Below are 18,770 nucleotides of genomic sequence, written 5' to 3'. Positions count from 1 at the left end.
ATGAAATCGAAATTTTTTGTAGTGGCAAATTGGAAAATGAATAAAACGAGTGAAGAAGCACAATTTTTCCTCGAAAAATCGTCCAAATTGAATTTGAATATGGAAAAAGCGCAGGTTATATTCTGCCCGCCTTTTACGGCGCTGTTTGACATGGGAAAATCTCTTGAGGGAGAATCGTGGTTATTGGGTGCCCAAAATATGCATTGGGAAGGATCCGGTGCATTTACCGGGGAAATTTCTTCCGAAATGCTGAAAGCGTGTGGAGTGACATACGTTATCCTTGGACATTCTGAAAGACGTCACATTTTTGGCGAATCTGATGAATGGATTAACAAGAAAATGCACCTTGCTTTTTTAGCGGGCTTACGACCCATATTTTGCGTAGGGGAAACTCTAGAAGAAAGACAAGCCGGAAATATGAAAGACGTGCTAGAAAAGCAAATTTCGAATGGGTTAAAAGATATATCTGACGTGAATGGATTTCTTATAGCATACGAACCGGTTTGGGCTATTGGTACCGGAGAAAATGCATCGGTAGATCAAATTGAGGATGCTCATGGTTTGGTAAAAAATCTTGTTCAACAAACCCTCGGAGACTTTGGAAGTACAATTCCGGTTTTATATGGAGGCTCTGTTAAATCAACCAATGTTGGTGAATTAATTCTTGCGAATGGCGTAGATGGTTTTTTAATTGGCGGCGCTAGTTTGGAACCGGAATCATTTTCGGAAATTATTACAAAAGTAGAAACCAGTATCAGGGAGTAAAAAAAATATGTTAGGATTTCTCATTACAATTCATACAATTGTCAGCCTATTTTTGGTGACAAGTATATTAATGCAAGCCAGTCAAGGCGGAGGGCTTGCCGGTTCATTTGGAGGGCAAGCATCTAATGCTATCCTCGGATCTCGCGGAACGGCTTCTATGCTGAGCAAAATTACGACTTGGCTTGTAGTGATGTTCATGGCATTGGCTATTTTGATTAGTTTAGTGGGCTCATCTTTAAGTGGAGACTCATCCACATCAATTCTTCAGGAAGCCGTTGAAGAAGGGTCTTTAGCACCCGGGGCTGAATTATCACTCCCAGGGGTGCAAATTTATCCCCAAAATGACCAATAAATGTTTAGCCGAAGTGGTGGAACTGGTAGACACGCTGTCTTGAGGGGGCAGTGGGGGAAACCCCGTGCCGGTTCGAGTCCGGCTTTCGGCACTGAATATTAATAAAGGAACAAAATTCACATGAAATTAAAGAAAAATCTCATATTTATCCTGATGGTTTCAGCCATGTGTTTTTCCCAAGATCCAATGGCGGATCATGCGCGTGCTCAGGAAGAACTTGCAAAAGGTAATATTGATATTGCAGAATCCCTTTTTAAAAGTGCTCTAGATATGGACCCATCATTTTCTCTGGCATTTCTTGGTCTTTCAAGAGTAAGCCTGCGGAAAGGTGATTTAACCAATACAGGGAAGTTTTTAAGAGAAGCAATTGATATGGAACCTGAAAATCAAGAATTTCGAGATGAATTTGAACAGCTCAGCGAATTAAATACGTTAATGAATCAGGGGAATCGTTATTACAGTAATGGTGAAATATCGGAGGCTCTTGAAACATTCAGGATCATTCTTGAAAGGTTTTCTACCTTTTCGGAAGCGGCCTTTAGAATGGGCTTGGCATATTCAAGGAATGGCGAGACGCCTGCAGCGGTTGAGAGTTTTAAAAATGCACTTCGAATTAATCCTTATCATGAAAACGCTCTGAAAGCAATCAAGAATGAAGCAAAAAGATCTTTTCTGTCCGGGAATCAATATTATAAACGTGGCGATCTTGAATCTGCATTGGAATCGTACAGAAAGGCAATTGGGATTGATGAAACATTTTATCAGTCTTTTTATCAACTTGGTGTGATTGAAGCAAAACTTGGGAATGATAACATTGCTATAGAAAACTATCAAAGTGCGCTGGATATTCAACCCGGGTTTTACAAAGGATGGTATGCAATTGGTAAAGCAAAGAATAGGATAGGCGATTCAGAAGGAGCCATCGCGGCATTTAATCAAGCTATTGAAGTTCATCCGAAATATTCTAAGGCGTACGGCGCGATTGGCGATTTACATCTTGCAAACCAGAATTATGATGCGGCGCTTCAAGCATTTCTACAAGGCTCAATTGTAGATTCAACCTATGCCAAATCATTTATTGGATTGGGGATTGTTTATTTAAATCAAGAACTTTTTCAGGATGCAATTAGTCCTTTAGAAACCGCATCCGAATTAAAACCGAAAGATGCAATGGTTTGGTTCAGACTTGCCTCTGCATATAATGGTGTGGAAGATTGCGAAAATAGCAAACGTGCAGCGAGGGAAGCAACGGAACAAAAACCTAAATTTGGTGGGGGTTGGTATGAGCTTGGTATTGCAGAATGGTGTGGAGGAAAAGGGAATAAAACAGCTTCACTCAATTCGCTCGAACGCGGAAGAAATGATAGAAATTGGCGTCCATCCTGTGAGCATTTGATAAAAGAAATCCGAACTCCACGTTAAATAAAATATATTAATTAGTCCGTTTACTGTAAAGGAAAATTTGTTGAAGATAAAAGCAATTATTTTTGATTTAGATAATACCTTGTTAGATTTCATGAAAATGAAACGACAAGCCGTTCGGGCAGGAATTGAGTCCATGATTGAAGCCGGTCTTACGGTTGACCAAGATAAATCAGTCGATAGAATTTTCGAATTATATGAGGCAAAAGGGTGGGAGAATCAACAAATATTTGATATATTTTTAGAGGAAATTCATGGTAAAGTTGATGCAAAATTTTTAGCTGCCGGAATTGTAGCTTATCGCCGAGCACGGGAAGCCAACCTCAAAGTGTACCCCAACGTAAATCAGACATTAGTTTCCCTTGGAAAAATGGGACTAAAACTAGCAATTGTATCAGATGCGCCTCGTCGCGAAGCTTGGATGAGAATTTTCTATCTAAACCTTCATCATGTGTTTGATATTGTACTTACCTTCGATGATACGGGAGTTCGAAAACCATCACCAAAACCATTTGAAATGGCACTCGATCAATTATCGGTTAAAGCAGATGAGGCAATCATGATAGGAGATTGGCCGGAGCGAGATGTGGAAGGTGCAAAACAGCTCGGAATTAAGACTATTTATGCACGATATGGTGATACATTTGGAACGGTAGAATCTGGTGCAGATTGGGATATTAATGATGTATCCGAAATTCTTGATATTGTCAATGAACTCAACCGAACCTAATTGGTTCATTGGAACAGATATTGTTTCTGTTCCCAGAATTTCGAGCATTATTAACAAAGAACAAGATTCTTTCATATCTCGTATTTTTACAAAAGGTGAAATCTCTTACTGTGGTAAAAGGAATAATCCAGCTATTCATTACGCCGGGAGGTTTGCTGCAAAAGAAGCACTAAAAAAAGCAATTTTATCCTATAATCCCAAATCTACAATTTCTTTAAAAAAGATAGAAATTCAACGGTTAGATTCAGGGGAACCTCACGTGAACCTCAATGAATCTTTGGATTGTAAAGTGAGTATATCTCACACAGAAGAATTTGCAATCGCCTTTGCGATCGTGAAACCCAAAATATGAGAATTCTTACGAAAAAACAGGCCAAAGAACTTGATTTAATGGCCATGGTAAAAGAAGGAATCCCGGGAGAGCAATTAATGGGAAACGCAGGAATGGCGATTGCAAAATTAGCAGAAGAAATAACAGCCTCTAATGCGAACATGGCAATTGCTGTCGTGTGTGGGAAAGGAAATAATGGTGGTGATGGTTTTGCAGCTGCACAGATTTTAAAAGATTGCGGAAGAAACATAGACGTGTATTCTCTATATCCAGAATCAAACATTACAGGAGATGCGAAAACATTTTATTCAAAACTCATCGAAGCAGGGCAAGAAGTTCAATTCATTGCGCATTCACCAACAAAAAATATATCTTATTCTTTAATTATTGATGCTGTTTTGGGTACTGGCGTGAGAGGAGAATTGCAATCTGAAATAACATCCTGGATACGCTGGATGGATGAACAAAATTCACAGATTCTATCTGCCGATATTCCTTCCGGTCTACATGCGGATACCGGGTTAGTCAATCCCATTTGCGTTACAGCGAATAAAACTGTTACAATGGGATATCCAAAAATTGGGATGTTGCATAATGATGGACCCGATGCATCTGGTGAAATTGTAACTGCAGATATTGGATTCCCGAATCTACTTGAAAAGAAAAAAGACATGCATTGGTCAATTTTTGATGATTCTGATATGAAGACCCTATTCCCAAAATTACCAAGAAATTCTTCGAAGCATTCTCAGGGTAAAGTTCTATTAATCGCCGGATCAAAAGGGATGACTGGAGCAGCGGTTCTTGCAGGAATCGGAGCCATGCGAACTGGCGCGGGGTTGGTAAAAGCATGTGTTCCGGAATCTCTAAATACAATTTTTGAAACGAAAATGACTGAAGTAATGACCATTCCATGCGAAGACCATGATTTAGGACGACTTCAAATGGACAACATTAAACTGTTGAAAAGTGCAATAAAATGGTGCGATTGCGTGGTGATTGGCCCGGGAATTGGAAACCATTCTTCAACAAAAAATATGGTTGAAAAAATAGTTGTAACCTCAAATATTCCGATGGTTATAGACGCAGATGCGTTAGAAATATTCTATGATAATGATCAATTACTATCCAAGGTTGAGGCACCGTTTATTATAACGCCTCATTGTGGCGAATTAAGTAAGATTCTAAAAGTTGGCAAAACGCATCTTGAAAATAACTTTCCTGAAATGGCTTCCAACCTTTCAAAAAATATTAATGGAGTGTTGGTCGCAAAAAATGCACCAACTATCACATTAAAAGGATCACATGGTATATTTAATCCATCAGGAAACTCTGGTCTTTCAACGGGTGGAACGGGGGATGTATTATCGGGAATGTTGGGGAGTTTAATGGCCCAAGGGTTTGATCCATTTATCGCTTCGCAAATCGGAGTCTTTTTACACGGAAAAGCGGCGGATATTTGTGCTCGCGAACTAGGTCAGCGTGGTATGATTGCATCTGATCTACTTAATACAATTCCAAAAGCGATTGCTTTGTATGAATAATCGGAAATTCAGGTGGTTATTGGGACTATACATCATTGCGATTTTTAGTTTGTCCGCAATTCCGGGAGAATCGCTTCCAACTCAGCTATTCCCTCAATGGGATAAGGTTGTTCACTTTATTGAATATTTTTTCTTTGGGCTTTTAGCATGTAACAGTATTGACAAACCGAATCCCCGCATGATATTCTTTTTAATTATTGGAGGAATTGTCGTTTCGGGAATGGATGAAACCTGGCAATCATTTCAACCGGGGAGAGATTCCAGCGTTTTCGATATGTTTGCGGATGGGTTGGGTTTTATTTTCGGTTCGATTTTTGCATTAAAATGGTTTAAAATACAGTCGGTTAAATAAGATTATGGATAAAATTGTAATACATGGACAAAAATCACTTTCTGGTTCGGTAGAAATTAGTGGGGCAAAAAATGCAGTTTTGCCTCTTATGGCAACTTCTTTGTTATCCCAAGGTGTAACAATTCTTCATAAAGTACCAAATTTGAAAGACACCCGGACCATGATTAGTTTGCTTGAAATGACGGGTGCCGGGATTGAGTTTAAAGATGGAACGCTAACCATTGATGGGAGCACAGTGGACACGCCATTTGCTCCTTACGAGCTCGTTAAAACTATGCGAGCATCCTTTTATGTTCTTGGTCCGTTACTAGCCAGATTCGGTTCTGCAAAAGTATCTTTACCGGGTGGATGCGCTTGGGGTCCTCGACCTGTGAATTTTCATTTGGCTGCCATGGAAAAATTGGGTGCAGATATTCAGTTGGATGAGGGATATATCAATGCAAAAGCAAAAACATTAAAAGGTAATGAAATTCATTTTGAAATTCCATCGGTAGGAGCGACAGGAAATACCATAATGGCGGCAGTCCTTGCCGAAGGAACAACAGCCATTACTAACGCTGCTATGGAACCAGAAATCACCCAATTGGCAGATGTACTCGTTCAGATGGGAAGTAATATTACCGGCATTGGGACCAGCACACTCGTCATTCAAGGAGTGCAATCACTAACTGCTCAAGAAATAACCGTAATTCCCGATAGAATTGAAGCAGGTACTTTTTTAATCTGTGGTGCTGCAATTGGGGATTTTACCTTACATAATGTTGAACCCAGCCATTTGTCAATTGTTCTTGAAAAATTAAAAAATGTCGGCGCAGAAATCTCCATTAATGAAAATTCGATTCTCATCAAAAAAGCAAAGGGTGTAAAACCGGTGGATGTTACGACGGATGTGTATCCTGGATTTCCAACAGATTTACAAGCGCAATGGATAGCGCTTATGACGATAGCGGAGGGTTCCTCGATGGTTACTGACACGGTTTACCATGACAGATTTTCTCATGTACCTGAATTAATTAGACTTGGTGCAAATATTCGCGTGGAAAATAATGTAGCATTTGTGCGTGGTAAACCTTCTTTGAAGGGTGCAAATGTTATGTCTACGGATATACGTGCGAGCGCATCGCTTATCCTAGGCGGACTATTTTCCGAGGGTAAAACGGACGTAAGCAGAGTATATCACATTGATCGGGGTTACGAAAATATTGAACAAAAATTCAGGAATTTGGGTGCAGAAATTTCCCGGGAATATGAGTAAGGATGTTTTTTGTTTTTATTAGGAATGGTGTAGATTTTCTAGCCTTAAAGGTTCTTAAAGCTGAACAATGAAAGTAGTTATAATAGGTGGTGGAGAAGTCGGATTCCATGCTGCAAAAGCGTTGTGTGGTGAAAATCATGACATCACGATTGTTGATATCGATCCCGCCAAAACCAAACGAGCTTCCGATCATATAGACGTTATTACCGTCGAAGGAAATGGGGCGAGTCCAAATACCCTTCGCGAAGCCGTCGTTGAAGACGCGGATCTCGTTCTTAGTCTAACCCGCACAGACGAAGTAAACTTAATTGCATCCCAACAAGCACATAAAATGGGTGCAAAAAAGATTATTGCAAGACTCCGGAATGAGCAATATACAAGACGTGATTCAATCATCCGACCCGAATCTTTTGGCATTGATCTTGTTATTCATCCCGAAAAAGCAGCCAGCGACGAAATAGTGAGATTGGTGCGGCATTCTTATGCTACACAAGCGATGGATTTTGAAGGTGGACGAATGGAAATGATTGGATTTAGATTGGATAAAAATTGTCCTATTGCGACCAAAACAATTCGGGAAATTTGTGAAGAGAATGAAGATTTTAGATTTGGAGTGGTGGCAGTAACACGAAATGGTTCTACTGAAGTTCCATGGTCCGATTTCATTTTCCGAGAAGGGGACACATGTTATTTTATTTTTAAAAAGGATTATTTAGACCAGATTATGGAAATGCTTGGTAAAGAAGCTATAGAAGCGAAAGGCGTTATGATTTTAGGTGGAAGTAAAATTGGCAGAAACCTTGCAGAAACTCTTCAAAATGAAATGTCTGTTAGGCTTATTGATGCAAATAGAGATAAAGCAGAACGGCTTGCATCCACGCTACCAAACACCATGGTTTTAAATAGTGATGGAACAGATGTTGAATTCCTTAAATCTGAAAATATTCATGAATTAGATAGTTTTATTTCTGTAACTCAAAGCGAGCAAACCAATTTACTTTGCGGATTGTTAGCTCACCATCTTGGTACAAAACAGACTATAATTCACATTAATACAACAGAATATCTTCCTGTTGTTCAAGAAATTGGAATTGGTTGCATGGTTAGTAAAAATATATCCACCGTAAATGCCATTCTGCAAAATATAAAAAGTGGGTTTTCAGATTCAGCGGTTACCTCATTTGAAGAATTAGAAGTGGATGTGTTAGAATTCAGTCCTGAGCCTGGAAGTAAAGTGATGGACATTCCATTGTCCGAGGTTCATTTTCCCAAAGATAGTATTGTGGGTATTATTAATCACCATGGGCATTTAAGTATAGCACGTGGATCGTCACAATTAACCGAAGATGATATTGTCCTTGTGTTTGCAAAGCAGAAAGCTATTCCGAAATTACGTAAGCTGTTCTCGGCTTAATGAATTATAAAACAATCCTTAATATCTTAGCAATGCTAATGGCATCGCTTGGAATTACACTTCTAATTCCCGCCGGTATTTCTTGGTATTATGGAGAAGGTGTGGAATCAGGGTTTTTATTTAGTTCAGGATTTTGCATATTATTTGGAGTTCCATTATGGTTTATTTTCCGTAATGATCGCAGATTAACCAATAGGGATGGATTTGCCATCGTTGCATTTTCTTGGATAACGACCGCAATCATTTCTGCGATTCCTTTTTACATGACGGGCGCAATCCCAAATATTACAGACGCATTTTTTGAAGCAATGTCCGGCGTTACAACAACCGGTGCGACTATCATTGGCAGTCCAATCACAATGCCTCACTTACCCAATGGTATAGAAAGTCTTCCAATGAGTGTACTGTTTTGGAGATCGTTTATTCAATGGATTGGCGGAATGGGTATCATAGTTTTTTATATTGCAATTTTACCTTTATTGGGAGTTGGAGGTGTTCAACTTTTTAAGGCAGAAATGCCCGGCCCGGTTGCCGATAAAATTCGACCACGTGTTAAAGAAACAGCTCGATTCCTTTGGATGACTTACCTCGGATTTACTTTTGCTGAAATCATTCTTTTATCTATGAGCGGAATGTCTTGGTTTGATTCAGTTTGTCATGCATTTACCACCATGCCAACAGGCGGGTTCTCAACAAAAAATGCTAGCATTGGGGCATTTGCAAATCCGGTAACACATTATATAATCATCATCTTTATGATGATCGCCGGTGTGAATTTTACACTTCATTTCAGGGCAATTACCGGAAATGTAAAAACCTATTTCAGAGATAAGGAATTTCTGTTTTACCTTGGATTAATTATGACGATAACTTTCATTATCTTTTTGACACTTGGTGCTCCAAAAAATGATTGGTCTCACAGTAATTTTCAGAATGCGTTATTTCAAACTGTTTCTATTTTAACAACTACCGGATTTGGTTCTGCGGATTATGAACTTTGGACCTTTTTTGCTCAATTTTTATTACTAAACCTAATGTTTATAGGAGGCATGGGAGGGTCCACAGGTGGTGGAATGAAAACGATCAGATTTATGTTAATTTTGAAATATGCCGCTAGTGAAACACGAAGAATGCTACACACAAAAGCAATAATTCCTATTCGAATTGGGAAAAGATTAATTAGTGAGGACATTATTCGAAATACTCTCGGATTTTTTCTTTTTTACGTGTCCATCTTTGCGATTACTTCTATTACCCTTACGGCCATGGATTTAGATATCATTTCCGCTGTCAGTGTTGCTGCATCATCAATTGGAAATATTGGTCCAGCGCTTGGCGATTTTGGCCCAACAGAAAATTATGCATTATTACATCCGATTGGAAAATGGCTATTATCTTTTTGTATGCTTTTGGGTAGGTTAGAAATCTTCACCATTATGGTAATATTTAGCCGTGTATTTTGGAAATAAGTATTTAATTAGATGCAAACATTATTGATACAGAATCAGAACGGAATAGCTACCATAACCATTAATCGCCCAGACGTTTTGAATGCGGTTAATGATGTGGTTGTGTCAGAACTGAGTCAAGCTTTAACTGATGCAATTTCTGAAGAGTCCATTGGTGTTATTATTCTCACCGGAGCAGGCGAAAAAGCATTTGTTGCCGGTGCGGACATCAAAAAAATGTCAAAAATGAATTCTAATGAAGCGCTTGAATTTGGGAAAAACGGGCAAGAAATGACTTCAATCATTGAAAATTCACCGAAACCTGTCATTGCAGCTGTGAATGGTTTTGCTTTTGGTGGAGGGTGCGAAATAGCGTTAGCATGTCATATTCGAATAGCGAGTGACACTGCTGTTTTTTCCCAGCCGGAAGTAAAGTTAGGATTAATACCCGGTTGGGGTGGTACCCAACGGTTGCCGAAAATTGTGGGAAAAGGGAAAGCAAACGAAATGATTTTAACCGGCGAAATGGTTTCTGCGGATGAAGCCTATCGGATTGGGCTCGTGAATGCAACGGTGGCGCATAAAGACCTTGAAGAGTCATGTCGAAAAATGGGAGAGACAATGCTTCATAATAGTCCCAATGCTATTGCTAAATCGCTTGCATCGATTAATGCGGGGTCCGGTATTTCGATAGAAGATGGATTGGATATCGAAGTCAATAATTTCAGCCAATTATTTAGCACAGAAGAAGCTAAAGAAGGACTGACTGCGTTCATCGAAAAGCGTCCGCCAAACTTTCGATCCTAATAAAATGATGAAATTTGTGATCCTTTCTTCCGGGGTATTTAATTATATGCTTAATAAGACGGGCAATATGCTTCTCAGGTACAGGCCAGAGGACGTGTGCGCTGTAATTTCCCCCGAGCATGCGGGGAAAACTGCACAAGATGTTATTGGATATGGTGGAAAAATTCCGGTGGTTTCTTCATTTGCCAAAGCGCAATACACTAAACCTGATACACTTGTATTAGGTGGTGCTCCTCAAGGCGGGATCATTTCTCAATTAGTTCGTTCAGAAATAAATCACGCATTGGAAAGTGGATGTGATATCATTAGTGGAATGCACACTTTTTTGAATGATGACCCAGAAATAAGAAATTTGGCGGAACAATATTCATGTACGCTCACTGATTTAAGGCGGCCACCCAATCCGCCTCATTTCCCGAAAGGTTTATGGAAAGATCGAAAAATTCCAGTTCTGTTGGTTGTTGGCTCTGATTGCGATACAGGAAAAATGACCACTGCTTGGGAATTGGCAAACCGATTGAAGAAAAAAGGACTGAACGCTGAATTTCTCGGAACGGGCCAGACGGGAATTTTGCTGAGCGGGAATGGTGTCCCAATTGATGCTGTTGTGTCAGATTTTATGGCAGGTGAAATTGAACATTCCATTGAAAAAATTGGCGAATGTGATCTCATTATTGTAGAAGGACAGGGATCCTTAACCAATCAATATTATGCAGGTGTTACACTTGGACTTTTGCATGGATCGATGCCGGACTTTCTTGTGATGACTCACGAAGTTGTAAGAAAATCGGATACCACAGGGTTTCCATCTGCAAAGCTCCGAGATTGCATGCCAACATATATTGATCTTATGAAACCTTTTAAGTCTTCCCGATTTGTAGGTATCAATCTGTTAACGGTAAACCAACCTGAAAAGGAAGCGAAGAAAACCATATCTGATATTGAATCAAAAATCGGAATTCCCACCACCGATCTTGTTCGATTTGGCGATCAATCCTTGATCGATTCCATTCTAAAGGATGTGCAAAATTGGAATTAAGCTGGGCAACATATCGAATAGAATGCACGCATCCGTTTGGTTTATCACGCGGAACGGTAAATTATTACGATATTGTGTATATCTATTTGACGGGAGATGGTTTTATTGGGCGAGGAGAGGCAGCTCCGTCCAAGCGATATGATGAATCCACTTCTGCTATTGTGGATCTATTAGAAAAAGGGATTGAAATTCCGTCTTTAGATGATGAGTATGAATCTTGGGAAAATAAATTAACTGGCCAAACTATAGGTATTAAAGCGCTAGAGTCCGCTTTGAGTATGGCTGCTTTAGATTGGTGGTGCCAACGTGATGAAATTCCGTTACATCAGTTATTACATGCCAATAAAGATGCAACGCCGCAAACTTCTTTCACTGTTGCGATTGGCGATTTAGATGAAATTCCACAAAAAATCAAAGAAGCAAAGCCCTATGCAATTATTAAGGTGAAGCTTGGGACAGATGAAGATAAAGAAATCATTAATGCAGTCCGCGGTTGCACCGATAAACCTATTCGAGTAGATGCAAATGAAGGCTGGACTCTCGCACAAGGAATTGAAATGTGTCAATGGTTATCGGAACGAAATGTGCAATTTGTGGAACAGCCATTACCATCGGATTCTCTGGATGAATCTTCTGTTTTACGCGATGAGTCTCCGCTTCCAATTTTTGCGGATGAAAATTCAATTTCTGCTGAAGATATTCCAAAAATAGCGTATGCCTTTGATGGAATTAATATCAAACTAATGAAATGTGGAAGTTTGTTTGAAGCGAAGCGAATGATTGAATCTGCAAGAAAACATGATTTAAAAATTATGTTGGGTTGTATGGTGGAATCGTCTATAGGGATTACGGCAGCTGCTCATTTATCTCCGTTGGTTGATTTCGCCGATCTTGATGGAAACCTTCTGATTTCGAATGATCCATATCAAGGCGTTAGCGTTGAAAATGGGAAATTGGTTCTTCCGGATGGAAATGGGGCAGGAATTACTTTAAGATCTGGAATTGAGGGGTTGATATGAAAATTCTTAGAATTGAACATGTGGGGATAGCTGTTGAAAGCATTGAAAAAGACGCACCTTTTTGGAAACACATTTTAGGAATACAACATTTGGGAACAGAATCGGTGAAAGGCCAAGGGGTTACGACAGATATTTATAATACGGAACATGGAAAAATTGAACTATTGGAAGCTTTGGGTGTCGATTCGCCGATGGTAAAATTTCTTAAAAAACGTGGACCGGGCATGCATCATATTTGTCTTGAAGTAGAAAACATTTTTGAAGCAATAAGAGAATTAAAAGATAATAGTATTGAAACGATTACCGATGAGCCATCGGTTGGCGCTGAGGGAATGTTGGTAATATTCATCCATCCGAATAGCACCGGTGGCGTGCTTGTCGAACTTTCACAGAAACCAAAGTAATTGGTCTCACTAGCTGATATAAAAGATGCGCATGAGCGTATCGAACCCTACATTCATCGAACGCCAATTCTTACCTCTGCTACATTGGATCAAATGTCCGAGGCAACGATGTTTTTTAAATGTGAGAATTTTCAGAAAGCCGGTGCTTTCAAAGCTCGCGGTGCGACCAATGCAATTTTGAGTTTATCCGATGAAGATGCCAAGCGAGGCGTGGCAACAGTTTCATCCGGGAATCACGGCGCCGCTTTGGCAAAAGCTGCTCAGATTCGAGGAATTCCTGTTACAGTTATAATGCCTTATAACTCAGCCAAGATCAAATTTGAAGCAGTTAAATCTTATGGTGCCGAAATTATCACCTGCGAACCGGATCAAATCTCCCGTGAATCTGCTCTTCAAGAATATGTATCCAAAACAGATGTGGCAGTTATTCATCCTTATAATGATGAACGCATTATTGCAGGTCAGGGAACAGCTGGGCTTGAACTCATGGAAGGTCAACCGGAATTGGACGCTGTTATTTCGCCTGTGAGTGGAGGCGGACTGCTTAGCGGAACGGCTCTGGCGGTGAAAGGGATGAATTCAAACACGGATGTATTTGGCGCCGAGCCGGAAGGGGCTGATGATACGTTTTTGTCTATGAAAGCGGGAGAAATTGTCCCGAATAAAAGAGTCGATACGATTGCGGATGGATTACGGTCCCAAATTGGAATACTTACTTTCCCGATAATTCAAAGAATGGTAACAGGAATTATAACTGTGACGGATGCAGAAATAATTGATGCAATGGAATTGATTTGGGAACGGATGAAAATTTTGGTTGAGCCATCAGGCGCAATTTCTCTAGCTGCAGTGTTGAAAGAAAAGTCCTTATTTCAGAGGAAGAAAGTGGGAATTATTCTTTCAGGTGGAAATGTGGATTTATTCACATTACCCTTTTAACATAATTAAATTCTCTGCCATTGATCCTTATCTTTTATCCGTCGTAATTTAGACATTATGGCAGAGTTCAAGATTCATTCGGAATTCGAACCCAAAGGTGATCAGCCGCAGGCAATATCCTCATTGGTGGGCGGATTAAAACAGAAACTGGATCATCAAGTTTTACTTGGAGTAACTGGTAGTGGAAAAACGTTTACGATGGCGCAAGTGATTCAAGAAGTCCAGCGTCCAACATTGATTATATCGCACAACAAAACATTAGCCGCACAACTTTATGGTGAATTCAAGCAGCTTTTCCCGGAAAATGCTGTGGAATATTTTATTTCGTATTATGATTATTATCAACCTGAGGCGTACCTACCTGTTACAGACACTTTTATCGAAAAAGATATGGCAGTGAATGAAGAAATTGATCGCCTAAGGCTGAAAACCACCACTGCGCTATTGGAACGAAAAGATGTCATTGTTGTGAGCTCAGTTTCTTGTATCTATGGTATTGGATCTCCAGATGAATACCGTGATCAAATTGTGAGGATAGTAAAAGGAAAACCACTTCATAGAAAAGAGGTCTTTACAAAACTCATACATATTCATTATGCGCGAAACGATACAGTTCTAGAACGTGGTAATTTTCGAGTGCGCGGAGATGTAATTGAAATTTTCCCCGCTTACGATGTGGCCTGCACACGAATAGAAATGTTTGGAACTGAAGTGGATTCCATCACTCGATTCGATCCCCTTACCGGAGAAATTCTGGGTGAAATGGACTCAGTCATTATTTATCCTGCAAAACATTTTGTAACCGATAAAAAGCAAATTAAGGGAATCGTTAAAACCATTCGTAAAGAACTCGATGAAAAGCTATCGGATTTCAGAAAAAATAATAAACTATTAGAAGCACAGCGATTGGAACAAAGAACCAATTTTGATCTAGAAATGATGATGGAACTAGGTTACTGCTCCGGGATTGAAAATTATTCTCGCTATTTCTCAGGTCGAAAGGCGGGGGAAAAGCCATTTACATTATTAGACTTTTTTCCTGATAACTACATGACTTTTATAGATGAGTCACATGTCACACTTTCTCAGGTGCAGGGAATGTATAATGGCGATCGTGCTCGAAAATTAACACTTGTGGAACATGGTTTTCGTCTACCAAGCGCATTGGATAATCGTCCGCTTCAAATAGATGAATTTATGAAAATGCAAAACCAGGTGACTTATGTTTCGGCAACACCGTCTGATCGTGAGCTTGAATTGGCTAATGGTATAATTGCAGAGCAATTAATTCGCCCAACCGGATTGCTTGATCCAATAGTGAAAACTCGCAGCACAAATGGACAAATGGATGATCTTGTGAATGAAATACAGAACCGGACAAAAATGAATGAACGTTGTCTCATTACAACCTTAACAAAACGTATGGCAGAAGATTTAACGGAATATTTGCGTGGACTAAGTCTCAGAGTGAGATATTTACATAGCGATATTCATACTTTAGACCGAGTTAAAATTTTACGTGATCTTCGTCTTGGTGAATTTGATGTTTTAGTTGGTATTAATCTTTTGAGAGAAGGATTAGACCTTCCTGAAGTATCTTTGGTGGCTGTTTTGGATGCAGATAAGCAAGGGTTTCTTAGATCAAAGAGTTCGCTAATGCAAGTGGCGGGTAGAGCGGCACGTCATTTAAACGGGACAGTTATCCTTTACGGCGATAAAATCACTGAAGCGATGCAATACCTCATTAGTGAAACAAAACGTCGCCGAAAAGTTCAGCAGAAATACAATATAACCCATAATATTGAACCGAAATCTGTTTACAAATCTATGGATGATATTTTGCATAGCACTGCTGTTGCAGATTCACTTCAGGAAAAAGATGCGTTTCAACCAAAGACAAAACGCAAAGGGATAGATTTTGATCAGTTGGATAAACAGCTTGCGCTTGAAATGATGCGAAAGGAAATGTTGGAAGCAGCAGATGATTTAGAATTTGAACAAGCAGCAAAATTGAGAGATGAAATTCAGAAATTTGAAAAAGAATTGGCTGGAATTTTTGAAGGAGGCAAATCTTCATGAAAATACTGATAACAGGAGGTGCCGGTTATATTGGAGCTCATGTCGGCTTGGAATTACTAGATCAGGGATATGAAGTGGTAGTACTTGATGATCTTTCGATGGGCACAAAGGAAAATGTAGATACACGAGCCGAGTTTATTCTTGGATCTATTTTGAATCGAGAAGATAATGAAAAAGCGCTTGATGGTGTCGATGCAGTGATTCACATGGCTGCTTTCAAAGCTGCTGGGGAATCTGTTGAAAATCCTGAAAAATATATGCATAATAATGTGTACGGAACATTGACTTTGCTTGATACTATGGTTGATTTATCCATTCAAAATTTTGTGTTTTCATCTTCCGCAGCTGTGTACGGAGATCCTAAATATTTGCCCATTGATGAGCGACATCCAGTGAATCCTATTAATCCCTATGGCGAATCAAAATTAATCATTGAGAAAATTCTTAAGGATGTATATGAATCCAAAGGAATCAGATCTGCATCACTTCGATATTTTAATGCAGCCGGATATGACATTAAAGGCCGGATACGAATTCCGGAAAAAGGGCCGAATAACTTACTTCCGATTGTGATGGAAACAGCAAATGGAACTCGCAATAAAATGAATGTATTTGGAAACGATTATAAAACACCTGATGGAACCGGCGTACGGGACTATATTCATGTTTCAGACCTCGCAAAAGCGCACATTCTTTCAGTGAACTATTTAAAAAATAATCCATCAATTACAGTAAATCTTGGATCTGAAGTTGGATATTCTGTTCAAGAAATCATTGACACAGCTAGAAAAATAACAGGAGAAATAATTCCTACAGAGATCAAAAGTCGCAGATCGGGAGACCCGCCAAAGTTGGTTGCGAGCTCAGAAAACGCAAAAGAAATATTAAAATGGTCTGCCGAACATTCTGAAATTGAAACATTGATTTCAACAATGTGGGAAATTTATTGCCATGCGGAGGTTACTGAATGATTAGATCTCACTCCCAGCCCCTCTTTTTGAAAGAGAGGGGTTGAGTTGAATACAAAAATCAAAAGCGCAGATCATTCCGAATATCCCAGCCGACGAATTAAAAAAAACTGCTTAGGAGAAACATTCCATGATTGATTTAGATAAATTACAAAAAAGGTCTGGTATCATTGGTAGAAGCGATGCTATTCGTCAAGTGTTGGAAATGATAGCTCAAATTGCTCCAGTAGATATTTCTGTTTTGGTAACTGGTGAATCTGGAACTGGGAAAGAGGTTGTTGCCAAAGCGATCCATAAATTTAGTAGAAGAACTCATGAAGGATTGGTAGTAGTAAACTGCGGTGCTATTCCGGCAGGAATTATAGAAAGTGAATTATTTGGACATAAAAAGGGTGCCTACACTGGCGCTGGAGAAGACCGAAAAGGGTATTTTGAATCAGCCCATAAAGGAACCATATTTTTAGATGAGATTGGTGAAATGCCATATGAAACACAGGTAAAATTATTACGGGTGCTTGAAACCGGGGAGTTTATGCGCGTTGGGGATTCCAAAACGTTAAGAACTGATGTTCGAGTCGTTGCTGCGACCAATAAGGATTTAGCCACACTTGTGGAAAATGGAAAATTCCGACAGGATCTTTACTTTAGATTGAAAACGATTACGATTGATGTTCCAACATTACGTACCAGATTAGAAGATTTGAATTTGCTAGTTGAGCGCTTTGCTTTAGAATTTACAAGGAGTAATGACATCCCTTATAGAGGATTTGTGCCCGACGCTATTCGTATCATGAAACATCATGATTGGCCTGGAAACGTTCGTGAACTTAAAAATTTTGTAGAAAGTATTCTGGTTTTGGAAAAAGGTGAGCGAATCACAGCGGTTATGGTTGAGGAACAGATAGGAAATGCAAGAATGCCATCAAAAGGAAATCTTCCGATGGTAATGAGCCAAACACCTGAACAAGCTGAACGGGAATTAATTTTACGTCAACTATTGCTTCTTCGCCAGGATGTTGAATGGGTAAAATCAATGTTAAGCGGTCAAGGGTTACCGGTAATAAACGAAGGGGAAATACCGGCTTATACTGCCGAAGTACAATCAGAGGATGGGCGAATTCCTGTGGATCAAATTTTTGATGAGTATATTCGCGGTGCTTCTATAGGAGATATGAATTTGAAAAATCTCGAAAAAGAGGCACTAGAGCGCACTCTGAAATATTTTAATAATAGCCGGAGAGCTACTGCAAGGTCCCTCGGAATGAGCGAAAGAACCTTATACAGAAAAATTGAAGAATACGGATTGGAACCGAAAATTAAGCGAAGGAAAAAGAATGGTGATTAGAACAATTTACATCTTCATTCTTTCCGTTTTGTTAGTCCCAGGATGCATGTTTTACTCGATGGCAGGTTCTATTCCGCCTCACATAAAAAGCATCGCCATTCCGCTCGTAGAAAATCAGACTTCAGAATTTGGAATGGCGGAAGCAGTGACAGATAATCTGGTTGAAAAATTCACAGAAGAAAACATTCTTCGAGTTCAAGATGGAAATGATGCAGATTCCATCTTGCGTGGGACTATTATTAGCATAAAAGATGCGCCTTACACTTACACGAAAGAAGAAGCAGTTACGGAATACCGATTTACGGTTAATTTGAAAGTTGAATGGTTTGATGTAAATGAAGATAAAACACTATTTGAGAAGAATTTTTCCAGTTTTGGCGCATACGGATTAAGCGGAGATATTAGTACCGACGGTATTGACAATGATGGTGACGGTTTAACTGATGATGAAGATGATGATGAATTTGGCGATGCTCGTGAATTCGCTACTAATGTTGCGGTAAAAAAAATTGCGGAAGATATACTTAACGAAATAATGACATCATGGTAAAGGAATT

The 18,770-nt window shown here is 39.4% G+C and carries 19 protein-coding genes and 1 tRNA gene; all 20 read left to right on the top strand.

All coding sequences use genetic code 11. The annotated features are described in order from the left end of the window. Entirely contained in the window at positions 1 to 765 is a 765-nt protein-coding gene (locus HOD97_05370) for a triose-phosphate isomerase (protein ID MBT4281027.1), read from the top strand. 7 nt (positions 766 to 772) lie between these two features. Next, positions 773 to 1,117 carry a preprotein translocase subunit SecG gene (gene secG / locus HOD97_05365; protein ID MBT4281026.1) on the top strand — a complete coding sequence of 115 codons (345 nt, stop codon included), beginning with the start codon at positions 773 to 775 and terminating at the stop codon, positions 1,115 to 1,117. A gap of 7 nt (positions 1,118 to 1,124) precedes the next feature. After that, positions 1,125 to 1,208, top strand: a tRNA-Leu gene (locus tag HOD97_05360). A gap of 29 nt (positions 1,209 to 1,237) precedes the next feature. Continuing rightward, positions 1,238 to 2,539 (top strand): tetratricopeptide repeat protein, encoded by a 1,302-nt coding sequence (locus tag HOD97_05355; protein MBT4281025.1) that lies wholly within the window; start codon positions 1,238 to 1,240, stop codon positions 2,537 to 2,539. A 43-nt stretch (positions 2,540 to 2,582) separates the two neighbouring features. Beyond that, on the top strand, positions 2,583 to 3,269 hold the full coding sequence (locus HOD97_05350; GenBank protein MBT4281024.1) for a TIGR02253 family HAD-type hydrolase: 687 nt from the start codon (positions 2,583 to 2,585) through the stop codon (positions 3,267 to 3,269). After that, positions 3,250 to 3,621 (top strand): holo-ACP synthase, encoded by a 372-nt coding sequence (acpS, locus tag HOD97_05345; GenBank protein ID MBT4281023.1) that lies wholly within the window; start codon positions 3,250 to 3,252, stop codon positions 3,619 to 3,621. The genes HOD97_05350 and acpS overlap by 20 nt, the downstream gene beginning before the upstream one ends. Beyond that, entirely contained in the window at positions 3,618 to 5,144 is a 1,527-nt protein-coding gene (locus HOD97_05340) for an NAD(P)H-hydrate dehydratase (protein ID MBT4281022.1), read from the top strand. Before acpS ends, HOD97_05340 begins: the two co-directional genes overlap by 4 nt. Then, a complete protein-coding gene (gene vanZ, locus HOD97_05335; protein ID MBT4281021.1) occupies positions 5,137 to 5,496 on the top strand; it encodes a VanZ family protein in 360 nt (119 codons plus the stop codon). The genes HOD97_05340 and vanZ overlap by 8 nt, the downstream gene beginning before the upstream one ends. A gap of 4 nt (positions 5,497 to 5,500) precedes the next feature. Beyond that, on the top strand, positions 5,501 to 6,751 hold the full coding sequence (murA, locus tag HOD97_05330) for a UDP-N-acetylglucosamine 1-carboxyvinyltransferase (protein ID MBT4281020.1): 1,251 nt from the start codon (positions 5,501 to 5,503) through the stop codon (positions 6,749 to 6,751). Between the two features lie 67 nt (positions 6,752 to 6,818). Beyond that, entirely contained in the window at positions 6,819 to 8,165 is a 1,347-nt protein-coding gene (gene trkA / locus HOD97_05325; GenBank protein ID MBT4281019.1) for a Trk system potassium transporter TrkA, read from the top strand. Positions 8,166 to 8,203: 38 nt separating this feature from the next. Then, positions 8,204 to 9,634, top strand: coding sequence for a TrkH family potassium uptake protein (locus HOD97_05320; GenBank protein ID MBT4281018.1), 1,431 nt, complete (start codon positions 8,204 to 8,206; stop codon positions 9,632 to 9,634). Between the two features lie 12 nt (positions 9,635 to 9,646). Then, positions 9,647 to 10,420: an enoyl-CoA hydratase/isomerase family protein gene (locus HOD97_05315; protein ID MBT4281017.1), complete on the top strand. Its 774-nt coding sequence runs from the start codon at positions 9,647 to 9,649 to the stop codon at positions 10,418 to 10,420. A 46-nt stretch (positions 10,421 to 10,466) separates the two neighbouring features. Further along, complete coding sequence (locus tag HOD97_05310; GenBank protein MBT4281016.1) at positions 10,467 to 11,459, top strand: DUF1611 domain-containing protein; 993 nt, start codon at positions 10,467 to 10,469, stop codon at positions 11,457 to 11,459. Next, positions 11,450 to 12,478, top strand: a complete 1,029-nt coding sequence (locus tag HOD97_05305; protein ID MBT4281015.1) for a dipeptide epimerase — start codon at positions 11,450 to 11,452, stop codon at positions 12,476 to 12,478. Before HOD97_05310 ends, HOD97_05305 begins: the two co-directional genes overlap by 10 nt. Beyond that, positions 12,475 to 12,882 carry a methylmalonyl-CoA epimerase gene (gene mce, locus HOD97_05300; protein MBT4281014.1) on the top strand — a complete coding sequence of 136 codons (408 nt, stop codon included), beginning with the start codon at positions 12,475 to 12,477 and terminating at the stop codon, positions 12,880 to 12,882. The genes HOD97_05305 and mce overlap by 4 nt, the downstream gene beginning before the upstream one ends. After that, positions 12,883 to 13,821, top strand: coding sequence for a pyridoxal-phosphate dependent enzyme (locus tag HOD97_05295; protein MBT4281013.1), 939 nt, complete (start codon positions 12,883 to 12,885; stop codon positions 13,819 to 13,821). Positions 13,822 to 13,875: 54 nt separating this feature from the next. Then, positions 13,876 to 15,900, top strand: a complete 2,025-nt coding sequence (gene uvrB / locus HOD97_05290; GenBank protein MBT4281012.1) for an excinuclease ABC subunit UvrB — start codon at positions 13,876 to 13,878, stop codon at positions 15,898 to 15,900. Further along, the gene (gene galE / locus HOD97_05285; protein ID MBT4281011.1) at positions 15,897 to 16,871 is read left to right on the top strand and encodes a UDP-glucose 4-epimerase GalE; all 975 of its coding nucleotides are present in this window, start codon (positions 15,897 to 15,899) and stop codon (positions 16,869 to 16,871) included. The genes uvrB and galE overlap by 4 nt, the downstream gene beginning before the upstream one ends. Before the next feature lie 127 nt (positions 16,872 to 16,998). Continuing rightward, positions 16,999 to 18,213, top strand: a complete 1,215-nt coding sequence (locus HOD97_05280; protein MBT4281010.1) for a sigma-54-dependent Fis family transcriptional regulator — start codon at positions 16,999 to 17,001, stop codon at positions 18,211 to 18,213. After that, positions 18,203 to 18,763 (top strand): LptE family protein, encoded by a 561-nt coding sequence (locus HOD97_05275; GenBank protein ID MBT4281009.1) that lies wholly within the window; start codon positions 18,203 to 18,205, stop codon positions 18,761 to 18,763. Before HOD97_05280 ends, HOD97_05275 begins: the two co-directional genes overlap by 11 nt. Positions 18,764 to 18,770: the final 7 nt, after the last annotated feature.

The organism is Candidatus Neomarinimicrobiota bacterium (assembly GCA_018651745.1).
Classification (GTDB): domain Bacteria; phylum Fidelibacterota; class Marinisomatia; order Marinisomatales; family TCS55; genus JAAZYX01.
Note: the sequence above shows the minus strand (reverse complement) of the source record. Positions and strands in the feature narration are given on the sequence as shown.